This window comes from Crenalkalicoccus roseus (assembly GCF_004761865.1).
Classification (GTDB): Bacteria; Pseudomonadota; Alphaproteobacteria; order Acetobacterales; family Acetobacteraceae; genus Crenalkalicoccus; species Crenalkalicoccus roseus.
The window spans coordinates 19,738-40,195 of the sequence record NZ_SJDM01000022.1; the positions used below are offsets into that span (position 1 = coordinate 19,738).

Sequence of the window (20,458 nt, forward strand, 5' to 3'; positions counted from 1 at the left end):
ATGAGCGAAGCCCTCCACATCGTGCAGGACGGCCGCCTGCTACGCATCACCTTCGCGCGCGAGGATGGCGGCGTCACCGACAGCATGGCCGCCACGCTGGCCAAGACGCTTGCGAAGGCACACGAGACCTCCGAGGCGGTGCTGCTGACCAGCGCAGGGCCTGATTTCTGCACCGGGCGCGTGCGTGACTTCCCCGGCCCGCCCGCGCCCGAGGCCTATGCGCGCCGACCGGAATACGATGGCGTGTTCAACAGCTATCGCGCCATTCGCAACGCGCAGGTGCCGGTGATCGCGAGAATCGCCGGCCGCGCCATGGGTTACGGTACGGCGGTCGCCGCGCTGTGCGACGTCTCCTTCGCCGCTGACACAGCGCGCTTCAACATCCCCGAGATCACGCACAACGTGATGCCGACCATGGTGATGTCCGCGCTGTGTGATCGTGTGAACCGCAACGCCATCCTCTGGATGGCCTACGGAGCGGAATTCATCGGCGCCAAGCGTGCGCTTGAGTACGGCATCGTCAGCCAAGTGGTGCCCGAGACGACGCTTGTGGCGGAGGTGGAGCGCTTCTGCGCCACGGTGCTCGCCCGCCCGCGCCCTGCGATCTTTGGCCTGAAGGAGTATCTGCGCGTCGCTCCGCGCATGGACGAGCAGGGCGCCACCGACTACGCGCGCAGCCTGCACTCGCTTGTCAACACCGCGGCCGCGATGAAGCGCCCTGCGCATTGATCGCAGGCGACCCCACCACAACGAGACAGGAGAGGAACATGTCTGGATCCACTCTTCCCCGCCGCGGCCTGCTCCTTGGGGGCACGGCCGCGCTGTTCGCGCCATCGCCCGCGCGGGCGCAGGGGGCCGGCGGCCGCACCATCCGCATCGTGGTCGGCTTCCCTGCCGGACAGGCGACGGACATTGTCGCGCGCCTCTGGGCCGAGCGCATGGCCGAGGGCTCGCGCGACGTGTTCATCGTTGACAACCGCCCCGGCCAGGGCGGCAGCATAGCGCTCGGCCAGGTGGCGCGCGCCGCGCCAGACGGCACGACCATGATGCTCGCGCACATGTCAGCGCTGGCGACCAACCCGCACCTCTACCGCAACGTCGCTTACGATACGCTGCGCGACTTCGACGCGGTGGGGCTGATGGCGGATTTGCCTTTCGTGCTCGTCTGCAATCCGCGGCTTCCAGTGCGCAACCTGGAGGAGTTGGTCCGCTACGCCCGCGCCAACCCCGACAGGCTGAGCAACGCCTCCTCCGGCAATGGCACCGTCTCCCACCTCGCAATGGAGGAGTTCAAGCGCCTCGCAGGCGGGCTCGCCATCACCCACGTGCCATATCGCGGTAGCGCGCTGGGCGTGACGGACGTAATGACCGGCACGGTGCAGCTGGCGCTTGAGACGGTGGCTTCCACCCTCCCGCACATCCAGGCCGGCCGACTGCGCGCGCTGGCCGCGGGCACCAGCCGCCGCTTGGAGATGCTGCCCGATGTGCCTACCTTCCAGGAGCAAGGCTTCGCGGGCTTCAACGCCGTCACTTGGCTGATGGTGATCTATCCGGCGGGCGTGCCGCGCGAGCTGTTGCAACAGACCCACACGGCGATCGAGCGAACCATGCGCGTGCCCGAGATCGAGCACCGGCTGCTGACCATCGGCGCCATCCCGCGCTACAGTGCGAGCCCCGACGAGGCGGCTGCCTACATGCGCGAGGAGTTCGTCCGCTGGGGCGAGGTGGTGCGCCGCAGCGGAGTGACGCTCGATTAGGTCTGCGGGAGCGGCGCGCTCTTCGCCCAGGCATCCATGGCCTCCTCCGTGGCGCGCCCCTCCCGAAGAAGCCACTTGATCAGGGTGTCTACCGCCGGGCTCCGGCGGGCGGCGTGCGCGTAGTAGCGCCGGCGCCGCGCAGCCAGCGGACCGAAGGGAGCGCAGAGCCGGCCAGCGAGGATGTCGTCGATTGCCAGGAACACCGGCACCAGCACCACGCCCAGCCCCTCGGCCGCCGCCTGCAGGGCGAAGAACATCTGCTCGAATCGCAGCGTGCCGGCGGGGCGCAGCCCTTCGAGCCCGACGGCCGTCAGCCAGTCAGCCCAGCCATAGGGCTCGGTCGTGTAGCTGATCAGGGTATGCGCGGCGAGGTCCTCCGGCGTGCGTAACCGGCCTCGCTCGGCCAGCGCGGCGTCGCAGACGGGCAGGATCAGTTCGGTCATAAAGGGTATTGAGATGCAGCCCGGCAGCGGCGCCTGCCCCCCGCGGATGGCGACATCATAGCCCCCTGCCTCGAAGCGCACGGCGTCGATGCCGGTGGTCATGCGAACCTCCACCCCCGGGCGCTCGCGCTGGAAGCCCGAGAGACGCGGGATCATCCAGCGCATGGTGAAGGTAGGCGGTGCGCTCACGTGCAACGTGCTCCGTGGTGCCTCCTCGCGCAGATGCAGAGAGGCGACCGCAAGCCGGTCCAGCGCTGCTGTCACCTCCGCGAGATAGCGGCGGCCTGCCGGCGTCAGCGAGAGCTGCGAGGGCCGCCGCAGGAAGAGCGCGGTGCCAAGCCAGGCCTCGAGCTGCGCCACTTGGCGGCTGATGGCCCCATGCGTGACGTGCAGCTCGGCCGCCGCCTTGGTAAAGCTCACATGCCGCCCTGCCGCCTCGAAGGCCCGCACGGCGTTCAGCGGGGGAAGCTTACGGCTTGGCATGTGCACCGCTCACGGTCACGAAGGCTGTCGAGAATGGTGTCAGGTGCGGCAGAGATCGCAGCCTATAGTTCCGTTTAGAGATAAAGGTTCATCGCAACCGAGGGAACCCCCAGTATCGAACAGGTGCTCGGCCCCGGGGGCGAGGTTCGGCAGATCGATCTCCACCTCCGCGACGAAGCTCGTCATCCGTGAAATAGGCTGAAAGTGCTGGCTTTCTGCGATTTTGGCGGTCGGGAAGTATCCGGTTTTGCAGGTTCGGCCCGGAGCGAGGGGCAGAACCTTGCAAACCCAGCTGTGCGTTGCGGGACCGGACGAGGCGTGATTCGGTCGGCGGCACCCTGAACGGGAGCCCGTCGATGCGCCCCAAGCAGCCCCAGGCCGAGCCGCAGGAGGACCTCTTCCAGGCACGGCTGGAGAACCTGGTGGATCCGCGACACCCGCTGGTGCGCTTGGCCGGGCTGATCGAGTGGGGCCGGTTCGAAGCGGAGTTCGGGGCGCTCTACACCGATGCGATCGGTCGTCCCGGCCTGCCGACACGGCTGATGGTCGGCTTGCACCTGCTGAAGCACATGGACGGGCTCTCCGACGAGGCGGTCTGCGCGCGCTACCTCGACAGCCCCTACGGGCAGCTCTTCTGCGGCGAGACTTACTTCCGGCACGCCCTGCCGCTCGACCGCTCCTCGATGACGCGCTGGCGCCGACGCATCGGGCCCGAGCGGCTGGAGGTGCTGCGGGCCGAGAGCCTGGCCGCGGCACAGCGCGGTGGCGCGGTGGAGGAGAAACACCTCCGGCGCGTCACCATCGACACCACCGTCCAGCCGAAGGCGGTGACGCATCCGACGGACAGAAAGCTGCTCCACCGCGGCATCGAGATCCTCGGCCGCCTGGCACGGCGGCAGGGGATCTGGCTGCGGCAGTCCTACCTGCGCGTGGCGAAGCGCGCCCGGCGCGAAGCCGCGAAGCTGATCCACTCGGGCCGCCCCCGCCAGGCCGAGCGGCACGTCCGGCAGCTGCGCACCTGGCTCGGCCGCCTGTTCCGCGACATCGGCCGCAAGATCGCCGGCAGCGCCGCCGCGGAGGCCGCCTTCGCCGGGCCGCTCGGCCTCGTCGCCCGGCTGCTGCGGCAGCGGCGCGAGGATCGCGGCCGCGAGAAGCTCTACTCGCTGCACGCGCCGGAGGTGGAGTGAATCGGCAAGGGCAAAGCGCATGCGCGCTTCGAGTTCGGCTGCAAAGTCTCGGTCGCCACCACCAACGCCGTCGCGCCGGGCGGGCAGTTCGTCGTCGGCACGCGCGCGCTGCCCGGCAACCCGTATGACGGGCACACCCTAGCGGCCCAGATCGCCCAGACCGAGCGCGTCGCCGGCGTCGGCATCGAGCGCGCCTACGTCGACCGCGGCTACCGCGGCCACGACGCCGACAAGGGGCGGGTCTTCATCTCCCGCCAGAGGCGCGGCGTCACACCGACCATTCGCCGCGAGCTGCGCCGCCGCAACGGCTCCGAGCCTGTGATCGGCCACATGAAGGAGGACGGCCACCTCGGCCGCAACTTCCTGCGCGGTGTCGAGGGCGACGCCGTCAACGTCGTCCTCGCCGCCGCAGGGCACAACCTCCGCCTGCTTCGGTGGTGGCTGGCCCGGCTTCTGGCGCTCCTGCTCGGCCTGCTCTCGGCACCGCACTGGACCGGCACAGTCCGCCTACCGCGACCGGCGGCCGCCTGAACCCACGTTCTTCACGGGCGACTAATTAAGGCCGGCGGGAGACCGAACTGCCGCCCCTACGAGACACGCGGAGTGCTGGGGTTTTCGCCGAGAGGCTCAGGATACCTGCGACTCCAGGCATTTGGCTGCCCATTAGAGAGCAAATCTCGCAGGCGAACTGGCGTCTCAGACGGGATTCAGACCCTCAGCCTTAGTCGGCTTTTCAAGCTTTTGATTTGTCTGGAATATCACCTTGGGAGTATACTGACCAAACTCCTAGGTCTGGAGAGAGATTTCCGGCCGTCCGTGGCCCCGGCATTCCCAAGGCTACCGCCCCTCCTCAGGCCAAACCTGCGGTTCAGCGTGGCTGCTTGCCAACCGGAGAGCGAGTTTGTTTGGAGAAATGGCGTCCCCTACGGGATTCGAACCCGTGTTGCCGCCGTGAGAGGGCGGTGTCCTAGGCCTCTAGACGAAGGGGACTCGCGGCCGTCGCTTTACAGGGAAGGGTGATCCCCATCAACACCTGGGATATGGAATCTGGCATAAAATGGATCAATGGATAGGTCGGTTCGATAAGCCCCAATAGCTTCGAATTTCTTGGCAAGGCCGCGGATATGGCTTCCGGATCCCCCTCCGATGCTGGAGCCAGGGCGACGATGGCGTGCCGCGACGGAGCAGGAGCGCGCGGACGCGGCCGCCGCCCGCCTGGTCCTTCTCGACGAGACCGGCTTCGGCACGACCATGGCTGGCGACAGGGGCACAGCCCGCGCGCCAGGGTTCGTGGCCGCCGCGCCGCGCGGGCACCGGAAGACCCGAATGCTGGTCGCGGGTCGGCTGGTCCTCGACCACCCGATGAACGGCGCCACCATCCGGGCTTGTGTCGACCGGCGACCTCCGGGTCCGCGACAGCCGGCAACGCCTCAGGTCGCCAGGCATGCGCGCCGTCCGGGCGCCTGCCGTCACATCAGCAGCCGCTCCTCCACCGCCTCGATGCCCGCGCGGGCGCAGGCGTCGTCCTCCGGCCCGCCCGGCGCGCCGGAGACGCCGACGCCGCCGACGATCGCCCCGCCCCCCTCCACCGGCACGCCGCCGCCGAGGAAGACGTAGCCCGGGATGTGGCGGATGGCGGAGTTGATCTGCCCCGCCTGGGTGGCGGCGGAGAGCTCCTCGGTCGCGGCGCGGAAGCTCACCGCGGTGCGCGCCTTGGCGATGGCGGTGTCCGGCGTGTGCGGGCCGGCCAGCGCGTCGCGCAGCATCACCTGCGGCACGCCGAAGCGGTCCACCACCGCGACCGCCACCTGGTAGCCGCGGTCGTGGCAGGCCTTCAGCGCCGCCTGCGCCAGCGCGAGCGCGAGCGGCGGCGACATGACGCGGAAGGTGGTGAAATCCTCCCCGCGCGCCCCGGCGGCCGGCGCCAGGGCCAGCAGCGCGGCGGCCGCGATCGGCAGCGGCTTCCTCATTTCCGTTCCTCCTCCTCCGGGGTGTCGGGCGGCAGCCTGGCCAGCAGCGCCTCCGCCTGCTGCCAGAAGAACAGCGCGCCCTGGTAGCCGATGATGCGCCCGACCTCGCGCCCCTCCCGGACCAGCACGAAGGTGGGCGTGAAGCGCCAGTGGGCGATGAAGCCGAGATCGGGCGGCAGGCCGCGCGCCACGTCCACGCGCCGCAGCGGCGCGCGGCGGCCGAGGTCGGAGGCGTTCCACCCCTCCTCCCCCACCTCACGCAGCCAGCGGCGGCACCAGGGGCAGTCGTGGCGTTCGAGCATGACCAGGGCAGCGCCCTCCCGCTCCGCCGCCCGCGCCGGGCGGAACGCGAGGACGGGGAGAAGGAGGAGGAGGCGCCGCCGCATCGCCGGCCCGCTCAGTTGGCCGCGCCGGTGGCCTGGCGGAGATAGGCGATCAGGTCGTTCATCTGCTGCTCGTTGCGCAGCCCCGCGTAGGCCATGGTGCCGCCGGGCACGACGGCGCGCGGGTTGGCGATGTAGGCGCGCAGGTTGTCCTCGGTCCAGGTCAGGCCTTCCTCGGCCTTCTGCTGCATCGGGCGGGAATAGCGGAAGCCCTCGACCGCCGCGGCCTTGCGGTCGAACACGCCGTGCAGGTTGGGGCCGACGCCGTTGCGCCCGCCCTGCTCGACGGTGTGGCAGGCGCGGCACTGGTTGAACACGCGCTGCCCCGCCGCCGGGTCCTGGGCCAGCGCCGCCGCGGGGGCGGCCAGCGCCAGGGCGAGCGTGACGGCGAGGGTGGATCGGAAAGCCATGAACCTGGGTCCTCCTTGGCCCGCGGGAAGCGGGGGAATGAAACCGCGCCTTCGCGCGTCTGACACGCGCCAGGGCCTGGACGACCGACACCGCCAGGATGGCGCAACGGCTGGAGATGTAAAGCACACGCCTCGGGGAGGACATGCCGCGGCGGCGGCGTCCGCCCCGGATGGCGCGGAGGAGACAAGGAAGGCATGGCGCATCGGCAGCCATCACCAGGCGCCGCGTCGCGGCGCGGGATGCTGAAGGCGGCGGCGGGCACGCTCGGCGCCGCCTCCCTCGCCCGCGGCGCGGCGGCGGGCAATCCGGACAACCTGCCGCCCAACCCGCCCGAGTGGTCGCGCAGCCTCGGCCCCGGCGTGATCGAGGAGGCCTACGGCACGCCGAGCCGGCACGAGGCGCATGTGCTGCGCCGCTACGTGCCCTGGCTGACGCAGGACCGGCAGTCCTCCGTCTCCTTCACGCCGCTGGCCGAGATGCACGGCATCATCACCCCCTCCGGCCTGCATTTCGAGCGCCACCACGGCGGCGTGCCGGAGGTGGACCCGGCGGACTGGCGGCTGATGATCCACGGCCTCGTGGAGCGGCCGCTGCTGTTCACCCTCGAGGACCTGAAGCGCCTGCCCTCGGTCTCGCGCATCCACTTCATCGAGTGCCCGGCGAATGGCGGCATGGAGTGGCGCGGCGCGCAGATGTCGGGCGTGCAGTACACGCACGGCATGCTCTCCTGCTCGGAATGGACGGGCGTGCCGCTCAAGCTCCTGCTGGCGCAGACCGGGCTCCGGCCCAACGCTTCCTGGCTGCTGGCCGAGGGCGGCGACGCCAGCCTGATGACGCGCTCCCTCCCCATCGCCAAGGCGCTCGACGACATCATCGTCGCCTATGGCCAGAACGGCGAGGCGGTGCGGCCGCAGCAGGGCTATCCGGTGCGGCTCGTGGTGCCCGGGTGGGAGGGCAATGTCTGGGTCAAGTGGCTGCGCCGCATCGAGGTGGGCGACCGCCCCTGGTATCACCGCGAGGAGACGCGCCACTACACCGACCTGATGCCGGACGGGCGGGCGCGGAAATTCACCTTCGTCAACGAGGTGAACAGCGTCATCACCTTCCCCTGCCCGGAGAAGCCGCTGAACGGCCGCCCCGGCTTCGTCGAGATCGCCGGCCTCGCCTGGAGCGGGGCGGGGCGCATCGCGCGCGTGGACGTCTCGGTGGATGGCGGCGACACCTGGCGCACGGCGCAGCTTCAGGAGCCGGTGCTGGACAAGGCGCTGACGCGCTTCCGCATCCCCTGGGAGTGGCGGGAGGGCGAGCGCGCCTTCCTGCAGTCCCGCGCCATGGACGAGACGGGACGCGTGCAGCCGACCATCACCGCGCTGCGCCGCGCGCGTGGGGTGGAGAGCATCTACCACAGGAACGCGATCCACACCTGGCTGGTCGAGCCCGACGGGACGGTGGTGAATGTGCAGATCGATGACTAGGGCGGCACCGCTGCTCGGTGCCCTGCTGCTCGCCGCGGCGGCGGGCCTCGCCATGGCGCAGCCGCCCAGCGGCGCGGACAGGTGGGACGCGCTCTACCGCCCCTTCCCGCTGCCGGAGAGCGGCGCCGCCGCGGGCCCCTTCGCGCCCTGGCCGGCGCCGCCCGGCATCGCCGGCGCGCTGCCCCCGCCCATCCCCGGCATCGGCAGGCCGGCGAGCCCGGAGGAGATCGCGGGCTGGGACATCGACGTGCGCGGCGACGGCGAGGGCCTGCCGCCCGGCCGCGGCACGGTGCGCGACGGCGAGGAGCTCTACGTGCAGCACTGCGCCGCCTGCCACGGCGATTTCGGCGAGGGGCTGGAGCGCTGGCCGGCGCTGATCGGCGGCCGCGGCAGCCTGAACACCGACCAGCCGCGGCGCACCGTCGGCAGCTACTGGCCGCACGCGCCGGTGGTGTTCGACTACATCCGCCGCGCCATGCCCTACCAGGCGCCGATGAGCCTCTCCAACGACGAGTACTATGCCATCACCGCCTATGTGCTGCACCTGAACGAGCTGCTGCCCGAGGAGGCCGAGCTCGACGCCGAGGGGCTGCGCGCGCTGCGCATGCCGAACCGCGACGGCTTCGTGCTGGAGGAGCGGCCGGACACGCCCGACGAGGCCTGCATGCAGGGCTGCCGGCAGGGCCGGCCGGTGACGGTGACGATGGACAGCCGCCGCTTCGTGGAGCCCGGCTCCGGCTCCGGCTTCTCGGAGCCGCAGTGACCGGGCGGAGGGAGGAGACAGGACAATGCGCAGGACCATCGGACGCAGGGCGGCCGGTCTCACGGCGCTGGCCGCGGCGGGCACGGCCGCCGCCACCGCGGCGGCGCAGGCGGCACCGGCCAAGGAGCGGATCGTCTATCACCTCAACCAGCCGGGCGGGGAGGGCTTCCGCTACTACCGCCAGCTCCTGCGCAACCTGCGCAACCACCTGAGCGTGCTGCCGCCCGAGGGCCACGATCTGCGCGTGGTGATGCACGGCGCCGGCCTCGGCCTGCTGCGCGAGGCGGCGCGGCAGGACCCGCAGATCGCGGCCAGCGTGGACGAGCTGAAGCTCGCCGGCGTGCGCTTCGAGATCTGCCGCATCACGCTGCGCCTCGACGACATAAGGCTCGAGGAGCTGTACGACGCCGCGGAGGACGACCTGGTCGAGAGCGGCGTCGCCCAGCTTGCCCGGCTGCAGCACCAGGGCTTCGCCTACATCAAGGTGTGACGCGGCCGGCGGCAGCCGGACGCAGCCGCGCGAAGGCAAGGACGGCCAGCGGCAGCCGCCGTCAGGGCGGTAGCAGGCTCGGCCCGCGCAGCAGCCGCACGCCGTGCGTCACCTTCCGCCGCCCGTGCGTGCGGCCGGTGACCAGCGCGGCGGTGTGGCGATTGTCGTGCAGCGCGGCGAGGCCGAAGCCCAGGCTGCGCAGCAGCAGGAAGTGGTCGGTCACCCGCAGCAGGTACCAGCCCGCGGGCAGGCCGCCGCGCACGAGGCCGAGCAGCGTCGGGCGCCGCTCCGGCAGGGGGAGCGGCGCGTGCGGCACCCCGGCGGCGTCCAGCGCCGCCAGCAGGTCCCGCCAGTAGGCGGTGACGATCGGCGCCGCCGGGGGGTACCAGTCGGGCGCGATGGCGCGCAGCAGGTCGCAGGCCCCGGCGTAGCTGCGCCCGGTGGCGAGGGCCAGCGCCGCCGGCCCGCACCAGGCGGTGCAGCCCTCGTTCTCGGCGGCGAGTTGGAGGTGGCCGCGCAGCCCCGGTACCCGCCCGGCCAGCAGCGCCGCCGGCACCGCCGCCCGGGCGCGCCGGCCGGCCTCGGCGCGCTCCCCCCCCTGGCCGGCGAGGCCGCCGGGCCGCTGCTCGATCCCCATGACTGCTCCCCTGTCGCCGGGGGTCGGTGCCGCCGGCTTGCGCACGATCTTGTGATTCCTGGACGGATCGTCAACCTAAGATTGTATATCGTAATCTTTTCTATCGTGTTTAGGGCTCGGCGCCCCTCCACGCCATCGACGCCCGCCGTCGTCCCGGCATTCCGCGGCGCGGATCGGGCACCAGGGCCGCTCCGCCAGCCGCGCTCCCGGCCGGTTCCGGCGCTCCGCGATCCGCTCTAGCGCAGCAGCACCCCATGCCCGCGCAGGAAGTCGAGCAGCGGCAGCAGCGGCAGGCCGAGGATCGCCGCATACTCCCCCTCGACCGCGCGCAGGAGCTGCGCGCCCGGCCCCTCCAGCCGGCAGGCGCCGACCGAGGCCAGCACCCGCTCCCCCTCCACCGCCAGATAGGCGTCGAGGAAGGCCTCGGAGAAGTCGCGCATGGCGAGGCGCGGCCGCGCCACGTGCTGCCACACCCGCCCGCCATGCCGCCAGCACACCACGGCGGTGACCAGTTCGTGCCACCGCCCGCGCAGCGCAAGAAGCTGCGCGCGCGCATCTGCCATGTCCGCGGGCTTGTCGAACCAGCGCGGGCCCTCGCCGGTGTCGCAGACCAGCATCTGGTCGGCGCCGATCACCAGCGCCTCCGGCTCCCGCGCCGCGATGCGGCGCGCCTTGGCCTCGGCCAGCAGCAGTGCCGTCTCGGCGGCGGGCAGGCCCTCGGCGCGGGCGCTCTCCTTGATCGCCGCCTCGTCCACCGCCGCCGCCCGTACCTCCACGGCGAGCCCCGCCGCCTCCAGCACCGCGCGGCGGGCGGTGGAGGCGGAGGCGAGGACGAGGCGCGGTTCCGGCCGCTGCAGCATCACGGCGCCCCCCCGCCCAGCACCGCGGCGGCGGGGTCGTGCGGCATCGGCGCCGCGGCGCGGCCGCGCCGGGCGTGCCAGGCCTCCATGAGCTGCAGCACCGTCGCCGCCGTCTCCTCGATGCTGCGCCGCGTCACGTCGATCACCGGCCAGCCGCGCTGCGCGCAGATCCGTCGCGCCGCCAGGATCTCCGCCTTCACCGATTCCGGGTCCACGTACTGGCTCGTGTCCTGCCGCACCCCGCCGGCGCCGATCAGCCGCAGCCGGTGGCGGCGGATCTCGATCAGCGCGTGGGTCTCGATGGTCAGCCCTACCACCGGGCAGGGCGGGTCGTCGAGTTCGGGCGGCAGCGGCACGCCCGGCACGATCGGCACGTTGGCCGCCTTGATGCCGCGGTTGGCGAGATAGAAGCAGGTCGGCGTCTTGGAGGAGCGGGAGACGCCGACCAGGCACACATCCGCCTCCGCTATGCCCGCCACGCCCTGCCCGTCGTCGTGCGCCAGCACGAAGTGCATGGCGTCGATGCGGCGGAAGTAGTCGGCGTCCAGCACGTGCTGCGCCGCCCGCTTCTCCCGCGCCTTCTCGCCGATCTGGCTCTGCAGCAGCTCCATCACCTGATCGAGCACGGACAGGCAGGGCACGCCGAGCCGCTCGCACGCCTCCTCCAGCGCGTGGCGCAGGCTGCGGTCCACCAGGGTGAACAGCACCGGCCCCGGCTCGTGCCGCAGCCCCTCCAGCACCCGGTCGAGCTGCAGGCGGGAGCGGATCAGGCTCCAGCGGTGCGGGATGACGTGGTGGCCGTCGAAGCGCGCGAGGGTGGCGCGGGCGATGGAGTTCAGCGTCTCGCCCGTGCTGTCGGAGACCAGGTGCAGGTTGATGGTGCGGTGGGCCATGCGGTGGAGAATAGCGTGCGCGGCTGGGGATCGCGGGGAAAACCCCGCCCCGCCCCCAGGGATGCATCGCATCCCGGGGAGAGGCCGGGGCCGGCCGCCGCCGGGGACGGGTCCGCGCGGCGCCCTGCGCGAGTCCGGGACGGCGGCGATTCCGGACGCGGAATCAGCGCCCTGGCGGGCGCGCCCGCGGTGGACAGGGCTGTGGACGGAACCGGCTGGGAATGCATCCCCGTCATCCACAGGCCCAACCGCCACCCCGACCTTCCAGACTTTCTTCTTTCCTGCGATGAGAGGGCGCGATGCCGAGCGATCCCCGCCATCCCCAGGCGCCCGACAAGCCCCTGCCGCGCAGCCTGCGGGGGGAGGCGGTGTGGCCACCGCCCGTCTGGCTGATGCGCCAGGCCGGGCGCTACCTGCCGGAATACCGCGCCGTGCGGGCGAGGGCGGGGGATTTCGTCACCCTCTGCACCACGCCCGACCTCGCCGCCGAGGTGACGCTGCAGCCGATCCGCCGCTACGGCTTCGACGGGGCGATCCTGTTCTCCGACATCCTGATGCTCCCCTGGGCGATGGGGCAGGGGCTGCGCTTTGCCGAGGGCGAGGGACCGCTGCTCGACCCGGTGCGGGATGCCGCGGGGCTCGCCGCGCTGCGCCCGCAAGAGGCGCTGGCGCGGGCGGCGCCGATCCTCGAGACGGTGCGGCGCGTGCGCGCGGGGCTCGCGGCCGAGGCGCCGGGAACGGCGCTGATCGGCTTCGCCGGCAGCCCCTTCACCGTCGCCTGCTACATGGTGGACGGGCGCGGCGGCGGCGCCTTCCACGAGACCCGCCGCCTCGCCCATGCCGATCCGGACCTGTTCGGCCGCCTGATCGCCCTGCTGGCCGAGGCGACCGCCGACTACCTCGTGGCGCAGGCCGAGGCGGGGGCGGAGGCGCTGATGCTGTTCGACTCCTGGGCGGGGCTGCTGCCCCCCGCCCAGTTCCGCCGCTGGGTGATCGCGCCGACCGAGGCGGTGGCGCGGGCGGTGCGCCGCCGCGCCCCCGGCATCCCGCTGATCGGCTTCCCGCGCCTGGCCGGGCCGATGCTGGCGGAGTACGCGGCGCGGACCGGGGTGCAGGCACTCGGGATGGACACCGCCATGGATCCGCGCTGGGCCGCCGGCGCGGTGGCGCCGGACCAGGCGCTGCAGGGCAATCTCGACCCGCTGGCGCTGATCGCCGGCGGCGCGGCGCTGGAGGCGGAGGCGCGCTCCATCCTCGAGGCGATGCGCGGCCGGCCCTTCGTGTTCAACCTCGGCCACGGCATCGAGAAGACCACGCCGCCCGAGCACGTCGCCGCGCTGGTGCGGCTGGTGCGGGCGGGGTAGGCGCACTTGACCGCGGCCGGTTGCACGTCATGTCCGGCCGCATGAACCATTCCGCCCCGAGCCCCCGCCCCGCCCCCGCCCGCCCCAGGCTCGCCATCGTGCTGTTCAACCTCGGCGGGCCCGACCGGCCGGAGGCGGTGCGGCCCTTCCTGGTGAACCTGTTCACCGACCCCGCCATCCTGCGCGTGCCGGGGCCGCTGCGGCCGCTGCTCGGCCGGCTGATCGCCTGGCGGCGCACCAGGCCGGCGCTCGAGAACTACGCCGTGCTCGGCGGCCGCTCCCCCCTCCTCGAACTGACCGAGGCGCAGGGCCGGGCGCTGGAGGCGGCGCTGGCCGCGGAGGATGTCGAGGCGCGCTGCTTCGTCGCCATGCGCTACTGGCACCCGATGAGCGAGGCGGCGGCGCGGGCGGTGAAGGAATGGGCGCCGGACGAGGTGCTGCTGCTGCCGCTCTACCCGCAATTCTCCACCACCACCACCGGCAGCAGCATCGCCGCCTGGAAGGAGGCCTGCGCGCGCGTCGGCCTCTCGGCGCCCACCACCACCCTCTGCTGCTGGCACTCCGACGGCGGCTTCGTCGCCGCCACCACCGCCCTGATCCGCCGCGCCCTCGAGGAGGCGCGCGCCGCCCTGCCCGCGGGGGTGGGGCTGCGCCTGCTGTTCTCGGCCCATGGCCTCCCCGAGAGCATCGTGAAGCGGGGCGATCCCTACCAGTGGCAGGTGGAGCGGACGGTGGAGCGCGTGGTGGAGCGCCTCGGCATCGCGGGGCTCGACCATGCCATCTGCTACCAGTCCCGCGTCACGCCGCAGAAATGGATCGGCCCCTCGACCGAGGAGGAGATCGCCCGCGCCGCGCAGGACAAGGTGGCGGTGCTGGTCTGCCCGATCGCCTTCGTCTCCGAGCATTCCGAGACCCTGGTCGAGCTCGACGTCGAGTACCGTCACGAGGCGGAGAAGCTCGGCGTGCCCGGCTATTTCCGCGTGCCGGCGCAGAACAGCGACCCGGGCTTCATCGCCGCGCTGCGCGACCTCGTGCTGCGCGCCCGCGCCTCCGGCCGCGCCCTGTGCAGCTTCGCCGGCGCCAGGCAGTGCCCGCGCGCCTTCGGCGACTGCCCGCACGCCCGCGCGCGCGAGACCGGGCGCGCCGCCGCGCACGCCGCGTCGTGAGCCCTCACGACGGTCCGCCGCCGCGGCCCGCCGCGGTGCTGTTCGACTGCGACGGCGTGCTGGCCGACAGCGAGGGGCTGGTGAACCGCCTGGTGGCCGAGGACCTCACCATGCGCGGCTGGCGCCTTTCCGGCGAGCAGGCGCGGGAGACCTTCCTCGGCATGGCGGTGCCGGACATGCTGCCGGTGATCGAGGCGCGGGTCGGCAGGCTGCCGCCGGGCTGGGTGCCGGCGCTGGCGCGGCGCATCGCCGCCCGCCTCGCCGCGGAGCTGGAGCCGGTGCCGGGGGCGCCGGAAGCGGTCCGGGCGGTGGTGGCAGCGGGGCTGCCGGTGGCGGTCGCCTCCAATTCGGGACGGGAGGAGCTGGCGGCGAAGCTCGCCCGTCTCGGCCTCGCCCCCCTGTTCGCCGGGCGGGCCTTCAGCTTCGAGGAGGTGGCGCGGCCGAAGCCGGCGCCCGACCTCTACCTCGCCGCGGCGCGCGCCTGCGGCGCCGACCCGGCGCGCTGCGTGGTGGTGGAGGACAGCCTGCTCGGCGCCAAGGCCGGCATCGCCGCCGGCTGCCGCGTGCTCGGCCTCACGCGCGGCACCGACGCGGCGGTGTTCCGGGCGATCGGCGCCGAGCCGCTCGCCGCCATGGCGGAGCTGCCGGCGCGCCTCGGCCTCGCCGGCGCGAGGGGGGCGGCGGCATGAGCGTGGAGGCGCTGGCGCCCCTCTACCCCTGGACCAAGGCGCTGCACCTGCTCGCCGTCTTCGCCTGGATGGCGGGGCTGTTCTACCTGCCGCGGCTCTACGTGTACCACAGCGGGGTCGCGCCCGGCTCGGCGACCTCCGAGCTGTTCAAGACCATGGAGCGGCGCCTGCTGCGCGGCATCATGAACCCGGCCATGGCGGCGGCCTGGATCCTCGGCCTCGCCCTGGTGCTGACGCCCGGCGTGGTGGACTGGCGGGCGGGGTGGTGGCACGGGAAGATGGCCGGCTTCCTCGGCATGACCTGGTTCCACATGCACCTCGCCGCCGCCCGCCGCGGCTTCGCGGCGGAGGCGCGCCCGCGCTCGGAGCGCTACTGGCGGGCGATGAACGAGCTGCCGACGGTGCTGCTCATCCTCATCGTCGTCATGGTGATCGTGAAGCCGTTCTGACCCGGCCCGGCGGCGCGGGCCGCGCCTCAGCCCCGCAGCAGGCCGCCGAGCGGCGGGGCGGCGTCGCTGCCGGGGAAGGCCTGCGCCACCGCGGCGGGCGGCAGCAGCAGGTGATCCCGCAGCACCCCCTTGGCGAGGCGCCGGAGGTCGAGCGTCGGGGCGAGGTCGCGCCCCTCGAACAGCGCCGCCTCGTCGAGGCCCGGCCAGTCCGCCAGCACCCGCCCGCCGGCCACCGCGCCGCCAAGCAGGAAGGCGGCGCCGCCCGTGCCGTGGTCGGTGCCGTTGTTGCCGTTGACGCGGGCGGTGCGGCCGAACTCCGTCACCACCAGCACGGCGGTGCGCGCCCAGTGCGGGCCGAGGCCCTCCCTCATCGCGGCGAGCCCGGCATCCAGCGCCCGCAGCGGCCCCTGCAGCCGCGCCGCCTGCCCCGTATGGGTGTCCCAGCCCCCGAGTTCGAGCGCCGCCACGCGCGGCCCCTGCGGCTCCGCGAGCAGCCTCGCCGCGGCGGCGGCGAGGTCGGGGAAGCTGCCGCGCTGCTCGGGCCCGGCCGCCGTGCCGCCCATCGCCTGCTCGGCGAAGCCGCGCGCGCGCAGCCCCTCCGCGAAGGCGGGGCCGAGCCGCGGGTCGGCGGCGTGCAGCGCCGCCAGCCGGTCGAGCAGTTCGGGGGAGGGCCGCGCCAAGCCGGGCGGGGCGTAGGCGCCGACCGGGGTCGGACCGCGCAGCAGCAGCGGCACGCCGGTGCCGACGGCGAGCCCCGCCCGCGCCTCGGGCGGGTTCGGCACCGCGGCCAGCGCCCGGTTCAGCCAGCCGCTGGAGAGGCGCTCGGGCGCCCCGCCCTCCAGCAGGTCCTGCGCCTCGAAATGGCTGCGGCTGCGGTGCGGGGCGGCGACGGCGTGCAGCACCAGCGCCTCCCCCGCTGCGTACATGCCGTGCAGGGCGGACAGCGCCGGGTGCAGGCCGAAGAAGCCGCCCATGTCGAGCAGCCCCCCCTCCCGCCCCGGCTCGGGCAGGGCGAGCGGCCCGCGCAGCCCGGCCAGCGCCGGGTCGCCGTAGGGCTGCACGGCGTAGAGCCCATCCAGCGCCCCGCGCAGGATCACCACCACCAGCCGCCGCTCCCCCGGCAGGCGGGCGAAGGCCATGCGGGTGCGGCCGACCGCGACGGTGGCGGCGAGGCCGAGCAGGAAGCCGCGGCGGGTGGGGCGGAGGCTCATCGGGCCATGAACTCCGGGCTGGCGAGGAGCAGCGTCAGCGCGTCGCGCACCGCCCCGGCGCGGGCCATGGCGGCGAGCGTCCCGGGCCGGATGAGGGGGCCGAGCGCCAGCTCGGCCACCGCCGCCGGGTCGGCCCCGGCGCCGAAGCGGCCGGCGAGGGTGTAGGCCCAGTCCACCCGGCGCATCAGCGCCTCGGGCGCCGCCCATTCGGCGGCGGTGTCGGGCCAGCCATTGGGCTGCGGCGCGCGCCAGAGCGGCTGGCCGAGCGCGGCGAGCCCGGCCGGCACCGCCTCCGCCCGCTCCTCCGGCAGGCCGAGGGCGCGGCAGGCGGCGAGCACGTGGTCCACCGGCGCGCGCAGCTTGGTGAGCGGCGGCTCCCAGGCGCCGGGCAGGCGGATCAGCGCCCGCGCCGCCTCGCCGAGGTCGCCCCCGGTGTCGCGCAGCCGCCCCTCCACCGCGCGCACCGCCGCCTCGGGCGGGGTGTCGGCGACGAAGTGGCGCACCAGGCGGGTGGCGAGGTGGCGGAAGGTGGCGGGGTGGGTGGCGAGGAAGCGCAGCGCCGCCTCGCCCTCCGCCTCGCCGGGGCCGAAGACGCGGCCGAGCAGGCGCTTCTCCCCCGGCTCGTGCGCCGCGGCGCGGAAGACGAAGCCGAAGGGCTCGGCGCGCAGCGCCACGCTCCAGCCGGTGAGGAGGCGCGCCAGCGCCTGCACGTCGGCCTGGGTATAGCCGCCGGCCGGGGAGAGGGTGTGCAGTTCCAGGATCTCGCGCGCCAGGTTCTCGTTCAGGCCGCGCCCGCCGCGCCGGCCGGCCGGGCTCGCAGGGCCGACCGAGCCGGCATTGTCGAGGTAGAGCAGCATCGCCGGGTGCCGCGCCACGGCCAGCAGCATGTCGGCGAAGCGGCCGGTGACGTGGGGGCGGATCGCCTCGCGCTCGTAGGCGCCGGCCACCGCGTTCACCAGCGGCCCGCGGCGGCTGATGGTGAAGTGGTTCATCCAGAAGTCCACCAGCCGCTCGCGGAAGGGCTGGGGGGTGGCGAGGCGGCGGCGCGCCCAGGCCAGCGCCTCCTCCCGCGCCAGGGCGGGGACGCGGCCGCGGCCGGGGGGCATGCCGCCATTCGCCGCGCGATCCTCCTCGTCGGCCTGGCGGGCGCGCAGCCCGTCGGCGGCGCTGGGGCCGGGGGGGAGCGGCGCCTCGGGGCCGAGCTGGGCCTCAAGCCAGGCGAGGGGATCGGCGGGCGGCACCTCTCCGGGCCTCGGGCCGAGGCCGAAGCGGATGGCGGCGACATGGCCGGCGGCGGGCGGCATGGGCCCTGCCTAGCACAACCCGGGGGCGAATTCCGCCGCCGGCGCGTAACGGAGTGTGACGGGGCCGGGGCAGGCGCCCCGGCCCGCCCTCAGGTGTTCATCGCGTCGAAGAAGTCCTGGTTGGTCTTGCTGTACTTCAGCTTGTCCAGCAGGAACTCCATCGCGTCCTGGGTGCCCATCGGGTTCAGGATGCGGCGCAGCACCCACATCTTGGCCAGCGTCGCGCGGTCCACCAGCAGCTCCTCCTTCCGCGTGCCGGACTTGGTGATGTCGATGGCGGGGAAGGTGCGCTTGTCGGAGAGCTTGCGGTCGAGCACGATCTCGCAGTTGCCGGTGCCCTTGAACTCCTCGAAGATCACCTCGTCCATGCGGCTGCCGGTGTCGATCAGCGCGGTGGCGATGATGGTGAGGCTGCCGCCCTCCTCGATGTTGCGCGCGGCGCCGAAGAAGCGCTTCGGGCGCTGCAGCGCGTTGGCGTCCACGCCGCCCGTCAGCACCTTGCCCGAGGAGGGCACGACGGAGTTGTAGGCGCGCCCGAGGCGGGTGATCGAATCGAGCAGGATCACCACGTCGCGCTTGTGCTCGACCAGGCGCTTCGCCTTCTCGAGCACCATCTCGGTCACCTGCACGTGGCGCGTCGCCGGCTCGTCGAAGGTGGAGGCGATCACCTCCCCGCGCACGGTGCGGGCCATGTCCGTCACTTCCTCCGGCCGCTCGTCGATCAGCAGCACGATGAGGTAGACGTCGGGGTGGTTGGCGGTGATGCTGCGGGCGATGTTCTGCAGCATCACCGTCTTGCCGGTGCGCGGCGGCGCCACGATCAGCGCCCGCTGGCCCATGCCGATCGGCGCGATCAGGTCGATGACGCGGTGCGTGTAGTCCTTGGTCGGCCCCTTCGCCACCGATTCGAGCTCGGGGTTCTCCATCTTCAGCCGCCGGTTCGGGTAGAGCGGCGTCAGGTTGTCGAAATTGATGCGGTGGCGGAGCGCCTCGGGCGGCTCGAAATTGATGGCGTTGACCTTGAGCAGCGCGAAGTAGCGTTCCCCGTCCTTGGGGGCGCGGATCTGCCCCTCCACCGTGTCGCCGGTGCGCAGGCCGAAGCGGCGCACCTGGGCGGGGGAGACGTAGATGTCGTCCGGCCCGGGCAGGTAGTTGGCCTGCGGGCTGCGCAGGAAGCCGAAGCCGTCGGGCAGGATCTCGAGGGTGCCCTCGCCGTAGATCGCCTGGTCGTTCTCCGCGAGCTGCTTCAGGATCGCGAACATCATGTCCTGCTTGCGCAGGTTGGACGCGTTCTCGATTTGCAGGCTCTCGGCGAAGGAGAGGAGGTCGGCTGGGCTCTTGGACTTGAGTTCTGAGAGATGCATGGCGCAACGCGTCCGGATGCGAAGGGAGGCCGGGACCCTTCCCGTTGGCCGGCGCCGGCGCGGGGGCGCCGCGCCTGGGCCTCGGCCCGTCGCCTGTGCCGGAAGCCGCGGGCCCTGAGTGGCCCTCCGCCGCCGGCCGGCGCTGTCCCGAAAGAAGAAGGGGAGATTGATGGCGAGGCGGACAGGCCGCTTCGTCCACCGCGGGGGAGACGCGCCGCAACCCTAAGCACCACGACCCCGCCCGTCAATGCGCAGATGGTGGAAGGGCCGGTCGCGTTCAAGGCCCGCGCCACCGGCGCCGCGCCCGCGCGTTCAGCTTCCGTGTCGGAAGGAGGAAACGATGGACGGCGACGAACTCGGCCGGCGGCTCCGCCGGCTGCGCGCCGATTCGCGCGCATGGTCGCGGCTCGCGCTGCTGTGGCGCGCCAGCGCGGGGACGAGCGGGGAGAGCGCCATGCACTGCGTGCGGGCGGTGCGCCAGCCGCTGCGCCGGCTGGAGCCGCTGCGGCGCCGCCTCGGCCTCTTCGCGCCCCTCCCCACCGCGGGGCCGCCGCGCGGCCGCCACGAGGGGTAGGACCCCGCCCGCTCGGGGGCCGGAACCGGCCGGGCGGGCCACGCCGCCCCCGCGGCCGGAGCGATGGGGCTGTCGCCATGGCCGCGGCCGGGAGGAGGCGGCGCTGATGCGGCTGTTCCTCGACCTCGACGGGGTGCTGGCCGATTTCGACCGCGGCGTGCGGGAGGTGACCGGGAAGCGGCCGGAGGAGCTGCCGTTGAAGACCATGTGGGCCGCGCTCGCCCGCGCGCCGCGCTTCTTCGAGACCCTGGCCTTCCTGCACGACGCCGAGGCGCTGTGGCGCTTCTGCGAGCCGCATCGCCCGACCATCCTCACCGGCCTGCCGCTCGGCGCCTGGGCGCCGGAGCAGAAGCGCCGCTGGGTGGCGCGGATGCTGGGCGCGCATGTGCCGGTGATCACCTGCATGAGCCGGGAAAAGCCGCGCTGGTCCGGCCCCGGCCACGTGCTGGTGGACGACCGCGCCTCGGCCCGCGAGGGGTGGGAGCGGAAGGGCGGCGTCTTCGTCCACCACCGCTCGGCGGAGGACACCATCGCCGCCCTGCGCCGCCTCGGCTTCACCGGGGAGCGGGCGGCGGGCTGAGGCTT

General features: G+C 73.5%; 21 protein-coding genes, 1 tRNA gene and 1 pseudogene. 12 read left to right on the forward strand and 11 right to left on the reverse strand.

Annotated features, from left to right (window positions below; translation table 11 throughout):
- Both ET526_RS14000 and ET526_RS14005 read left to right on the forward strand, forming a co-directional pair.
- Positions 1–729, forward strand: coding sequence for an enoyl-CoA hydratase/isomerase family protein (locus ET526_RS14000; protein WP_135468329.1), 729 nt, complete (start codon positions 1–3; stop codon positions 727–729).
- 38 nt (positions 730–767) lie between these two features.
- The gene (locus ET526_RS14005; RefSeq protein ID WP_135468330.1) at positions 768–1,757 is read left to right on the forward strand and encodes a Bug family tripartite tricarboxylate transporter substrate binding protein; all 990 of its coding nucleotides are present in this window, start codon (positions 768–770) and stop codon (positions 1,755–1,757) included.
- Here ET526_RS14005 and gcvA read toward each other — a convergent pair.
- Positions 1,754–2,683 carry a transcriptional regulator GcvA gene (gene gcvA / locus ET526_RS14010; RefSeq protein ID WP_135468331.1) on the reverse strand — a complete coding sequence of 310 codons (930 nt, stop codon included), beginning with the start codon at positions 2,681–2,683 and terminating at the stop codon, positions 1,754–1,756. The genes ET526_RS14005 and gcvA overlap by 4 nt on opposite strands.
- 356 nt (positions 2,684–3,039) lie before the next feature.
- Between gcvA and ET526_RS14015 the strand changes: the two are divergent.
- A pseudogene (locus ET526_RS14015) lies at positions 3,040–4,401 on the forward strand (IS5 family transposase).
- 383 nt (positions 4,402–4,784) lie between these two features.
- Here ET526_RS14015 and ET526_RS14020 read toward each other — a convergent pair.
- From ET526_RS14020 to ET526_RS14035, 4 genes are all read right to left on the reverse strand, one after another.
- Positions 4,785–4,860 (reverse strand) — tRNA-Glu (locus ET526_RS14020).
- 479 nt (positions 4,861–5,339) lie between these two features.
- Positions 5,340–5,840 carry a GlcG/HbpS family heme-binding protein gene (locus tag ET526_RS14025; protein WP_135468332.1) on the reverse strand — a complete coding sequence of 167 codons (501 nt, stop codon included), beginning with the start codon at positions 5,838–5,840 and terminating at the stop codon, positions 5,340–5,342.
- On the reverse strand, positions 5,837–6,226 hold the full coding sequence (locus tag ET526_RS14030) for a transcriptional regulator (RefSeq protein ID WP_204623632.1): 390 nt from the start codon (positions 6,224–6,226) through the stop codon (positions 5,837–5,839). Before ET526_RS14030 ends, ET526_RS14025 begins: the two co-directional genes overlap by 4 nt.
- Positions 6,227–6,237: 11 nt before the next feature.
- Positions 6,238–6,633, reverse strand: a complete 396-nt coding sequence (locus ET526_RS14035; protein ID WP_135468333.1) for a c-type cytochrome — start codon at positions 6,631–6,633, stop codon at positions 6,238–6,240.
- A gap of 195 nt (positions 6,634–6,828) precedes the next feature.
- On the opposite strand from ET526_RS14035, the gene soxC reads away from it, so the two are divergent.
- From soxC to ET526_RS14050, 3 genes are read left to right on the forward strand one after another with little or no spacing between them, the layout of a single operon-like run.
- Positions 6,829–8,109, forward strand: coding sequence for a sulfite dehydrogenase (gene soxC / locus ET526_RS14040; protein WP_135468334.1), 1,281 nt, complete (start codon positions 6,829–6,831; stop codon positions 8,107–8,109).
- On the forward strand, positions 8,102–8,872 hold the full coding sequence (locus ET526_RS14045; protein WP_204623633.1) for a c-type cytochrome: 771 nt from the start codon (positions 8,102–8,104) through the stop codon (positions 8,870–8,872). Before soxC ends, ET526_RS14045 begins: the two co-directional genes overlap by 8 nt.
- A 25-nt stretch (positions 8,873–8,897) precedes the next feature.
- A complete protein-coding gene (locus ET526_RS14050) occupies positions 8,898–9,362 on the forward strand; it encodes a DsrE family protein (protein ID WP_158295589.1) in 465 nt (154 codons plus the stop codon).
- A 61-nt stretch (positions 9,363–9,423) separates the two neighbouring features.
- On the opposite strand, the gene ET526_RS14055 is transcribed toward ET526_RS14050, so the two are convergent.
- The 3 genes from ET526_RS14055 to ET526_RS14065 all read right to left on the reverse strand — a co-directional run bounded on the left by ET526_RS14055 (position 9,424) and on the right by ET526_RS14065 (position 11,752).
- Entirely contained in the window at positions 9,424–9,999 is a 576-nt protein-coding gene (locus tag ET526_RS14055) for a hypothetical protein (protein WP_135468335.1), read from the reverse strand.
- Positions 10,000–10,235: 236 nt separating this feature from the next.
- A complete protein-coding gene (locus ET526_RS14060) occupies positions 10,236–10,859 on the reverse strand; it encodes a Maf family protein (protein ID WP_135468336.1) in 624 nt (207 codons plus the stop codon).
- Complete coding sequence (locus ET526_RS14065) at positions 10,859–11,752, reverse strand: pyruvate, water dikinase regulatory protein (RefSeq protein WP_135468337.1); 894 nt, start codon at positions 11,750–11,752, stop codon at positions 10,859–10,861. Before ET526_RS14065 ends, ET526_RS14060 begins: the two co-directional genes overlap by 1 nt.
- A gap of 299 nt (positions 11,753–12,051) precedes the next feature.
- On the opposite strand from ET526_RS14065, the gene hemE reads away from it, so the two are divergent.
- The 4 genes from hemE to ET526_RS14085 are packed head-to-tail and all read left to right on the forward strand — an operon-like array spanning position 12,052 to position 15,420.
- Positions 12,052–13,116: a uroporphyrinogen decarboxylase gene (gene hemE, locus ET526_RS14070; RefSeq protein ID WP_135468338.1), complete on the forward strand. Its 1,065-nt coding sequence runs from the start codon at positions 12,052–12,054 to the stop codon at positions 13,114–13,116.
- 41 nt (positions 13,117–13,157) lie between these two features.
- Positions 13,158–14,282, forward strand: a complete 1,125-nt coding sequence (gene hemH, locus ET526_RS14075) for a ferrochelatase (RefSeq protein WP_135468339.1) — start codon at positions 13,158–13,160, stop codon at positions 14,280–14,282.
- Positions 14,279–14,971 carry an HAD family hydrolase gene (locus ET526_RS14080; RefSeq protein WP_135468340.1) on the forward strand — a complete coding sequence of 231 codons (693 nt, stop codon included), beginning with the start codon at positions 14,279–14,281 and terminating at the stop codon, positions 14,969–14,971. The genes hemH and ET526_RS14080 overlap by 4 nt, the downstream gene beginning before the upstream one ends.
- Positions 14,968–15,420 carry a CopD family protein gene (locus tag ET526_RS14085; protein ID WP_135468341.1) on the forward strand — a complete coding sequence of 151 codons (453 nt, stop codon included), beginning with the start codon at positions 14,968–14,970 and terminating at the stop codon, positions 15,418–15,420. Before ET526_RS14080 ends, ET526_RS14085 begins: the two co-directional genes overlap by 4 nt.
- 26 nt (positions 15,421–15,446) lie before the next feature.
- On the opposite strand, the gene ET526_RS14090 is transcribed toward ET526_RS14085, so the two are convergent.
- From ET526_RS14090 to rho, 3 genes are all read right to left on the reverse strand, one after another.
- Entirely contained in the window at positions 15,447–16,631 is a 1,185-nt protein-coding gene (locus tag ET526_RS14090; RefSeq protein ID WP_135468342.1) for a DUF1501 domain-containing protein, read from the reverse strand.
- Positions 16,628–17,935, reverse strand: coding sequence for a DUF1800 domain-containing protein (locus tag ET526_RS14095; RefSeq protein WP_135468343.1), 1,308 nt, complete (start codon positions 17,933–17,935; stop codon positions 16,628–16,630). Before ET526_RS14095 ends, ET526_RS14090 begins: the two co-directional genes overlap by 4 nt.
- Positions 17,936–18,024: 89 nt before the next feature.
- Positions 18,025–19,299 (reverse strand): transcription termination factor Rho, encoded by a 1,275-nt coding sequence (gene rho, locus ET526_RS14100; protein WP_135468344.1) that lies wholly within the window; start codon positions 19,297–19,299, stop codon positions 18,025–18,027.
- A 340-nt stretch (positions 19,300–19,639) separates the two neighbouring features.
- On the opposite strand from rho, the gene ET526_RS14105 reads away from it, so the two are divergent.
- Together ET526_RS14105 and ET526_RS14110 are read left to right on the forward strand one after the other, a co-directional pair.
- Positions 19,640–19,873, forward strand: coding sequence for a hypothetical protein (locus tag ET526_RS14105; RefSeq protein WP_135468345.1), 234 nt, complete (start codon positions 19,640–19,642; stop codon positions 19,871–19,873).
- Positions 19,874–19,979: 106 nt separating this feature from the next.
- Complete coding sequence (locus ET526_RS14110) at positions 19,980–20,453, forward strand: hypothetical protein (RefSeq protein WP_135468346.1); 474 nt, start codon at positions 19,980–19,982, stop codon at positions 20,451–20,453.
- Positions 20,454–20,458 lie beyond the last annotated feature (5 nt).

Bases quoted from the DNA above. Each gene is read 5' to 3' on its own strand.
- ET526_RS14035 (WP_135468333.1), bottom strand. From the start codon at position 6,633: ATGGCTTTCCGATCCACCCTCGCCGTCACGCTCGCCCTGGCGCTGGCC.
- hemH (WP_135468339.1), top strand. From the start codon at position 13,158: ATGAACCATTCCGCCCCGAGCCCCCGCCCCGCCCCCGCCCGCCCCAGG.
- ET526_RS14050 (WP_158295589.1), top strand. From the start codon at position 8,898: ATGCGCAGGACCATCGGACGCAGGGCGGCCGGTCTCACGGCGCTGGCC.
- ET526_RS14065 (WP_135468337.1), bottom strand. From the start codon at position 11,752: ATGGCCCACCGCACCATCAACCTGCACCTGGTCTCCGACAGCACGGGC.
- ET526_RS14060 (WP_135468336.1), bottom strand. From the start codon at position 10,859: ATGCTGCAGCGGCCGGAACCGCGCCTCGTCCTCGCCTCCGCCTCCACC.
- ET526_RS14005 (WP_135468330.1), top strand. From the start codon at position 768: ATGTCTGGATCCACTCTTCCCCGCCGCGGCCTGCTCCTTGGGGGCACG.
- gcvA (WP_135468331.1), bottom strand. From the start codon at position 2,683: ATGCCAAGCCGTAAGCTTCCCCCGCTGAACGCCGTGCGGGCCTTCGAG.
- hemE (WP_135468338.1), top strand. From the start codon at position 12,052: ATGCCGAGCGATCCCCGCCATCCCCAGGCGCCCGACAAGCCCCTGCCG.
- ET526_RS14110 (WP_135468346.1), top strand. From the start codon at position 19,980: ATGCGGCTGTTCCTCGACCTCGACGGGGTGCTGGCCGATTTCGACCGC.
- ET526_RS14105 (WP_135468345.1), top strand. From the start codon at position 19,640: ATGGACGGCGACGAACTCGGCCGGCGGCTCCGCCGGCTGCGCGCCGAT.
- ET526_RS14030 (WP_204623632.1), bottom strand. From the start codon at position 6,226: ATGCGGCGGCGCCTCCTCCTCCTTCTCCCCGTCCTCGCGTTCCGCCCG.
- ET526_RS14000 (WP_135468329.1), top strand. From the start codon at position 1: ATGAGCGAAGCCCTCCACATCGTGCAGGACGGCCGCCTGCTACGCATC.
- ET526_RS14090 (WP_135468342.1), bottom strand. From the start codon at position 16,631: ATGAGCCTCCGCCCCACCCGCCGCGGCTTCCTGCTCGGCCTCGCCGCC.
- ET526_RS14085 (WP_135468341.1), top strand. From the start codon at position 14,968: ATGAGCGTGGAGGCGCTGGCGCCCCTCTACCCCTGGACCAAGGCGCTG.
- ET526_RS14055 (WP_135468335.1), bottom strand. From the start codon at position 9,999: ATGGGGATCGAGCAGCGGCCCGGCGGCCTCGCCGGCCAGGGGGGGGAG.
- ET526_RS14045 (WP_204623633.1), top strand. From the start codon at position 8,102: ATGACTAGGGCGGCACCGCTGCTCGGTGCCCTGCTGCTCGCCGCGGCG.
- rho (WP_135468344.1), bottom strand. From the start codon at position 19,299: ATGCATCTCTCAGAACTCAAGTCCAAGAGCCCAGCCGACCTCCTCTCC.
- ET526_RS14095 (WP_135468343.1), bottom strand. From the start codon at position 17,935: ATGCCGCCCGCCGCCGGCCATGTCGCCGCCATCCGCTTCGGCCTCGGC.
- ET526_RS14025 (WP_135468332.1), bottom strand. From the start codon at position 5,840: ATGAGGAAGCCGCTGCCGATCGCGGCCGCCGCGCTGCTGGCCCTGGCG.
- soxC (WP_135468334.1), top strand. From the start codon at position 6,829: ATGGCGCATCGGCAGCCATCACCAGGCGCCGCGTCGCGGCGCGGGATG.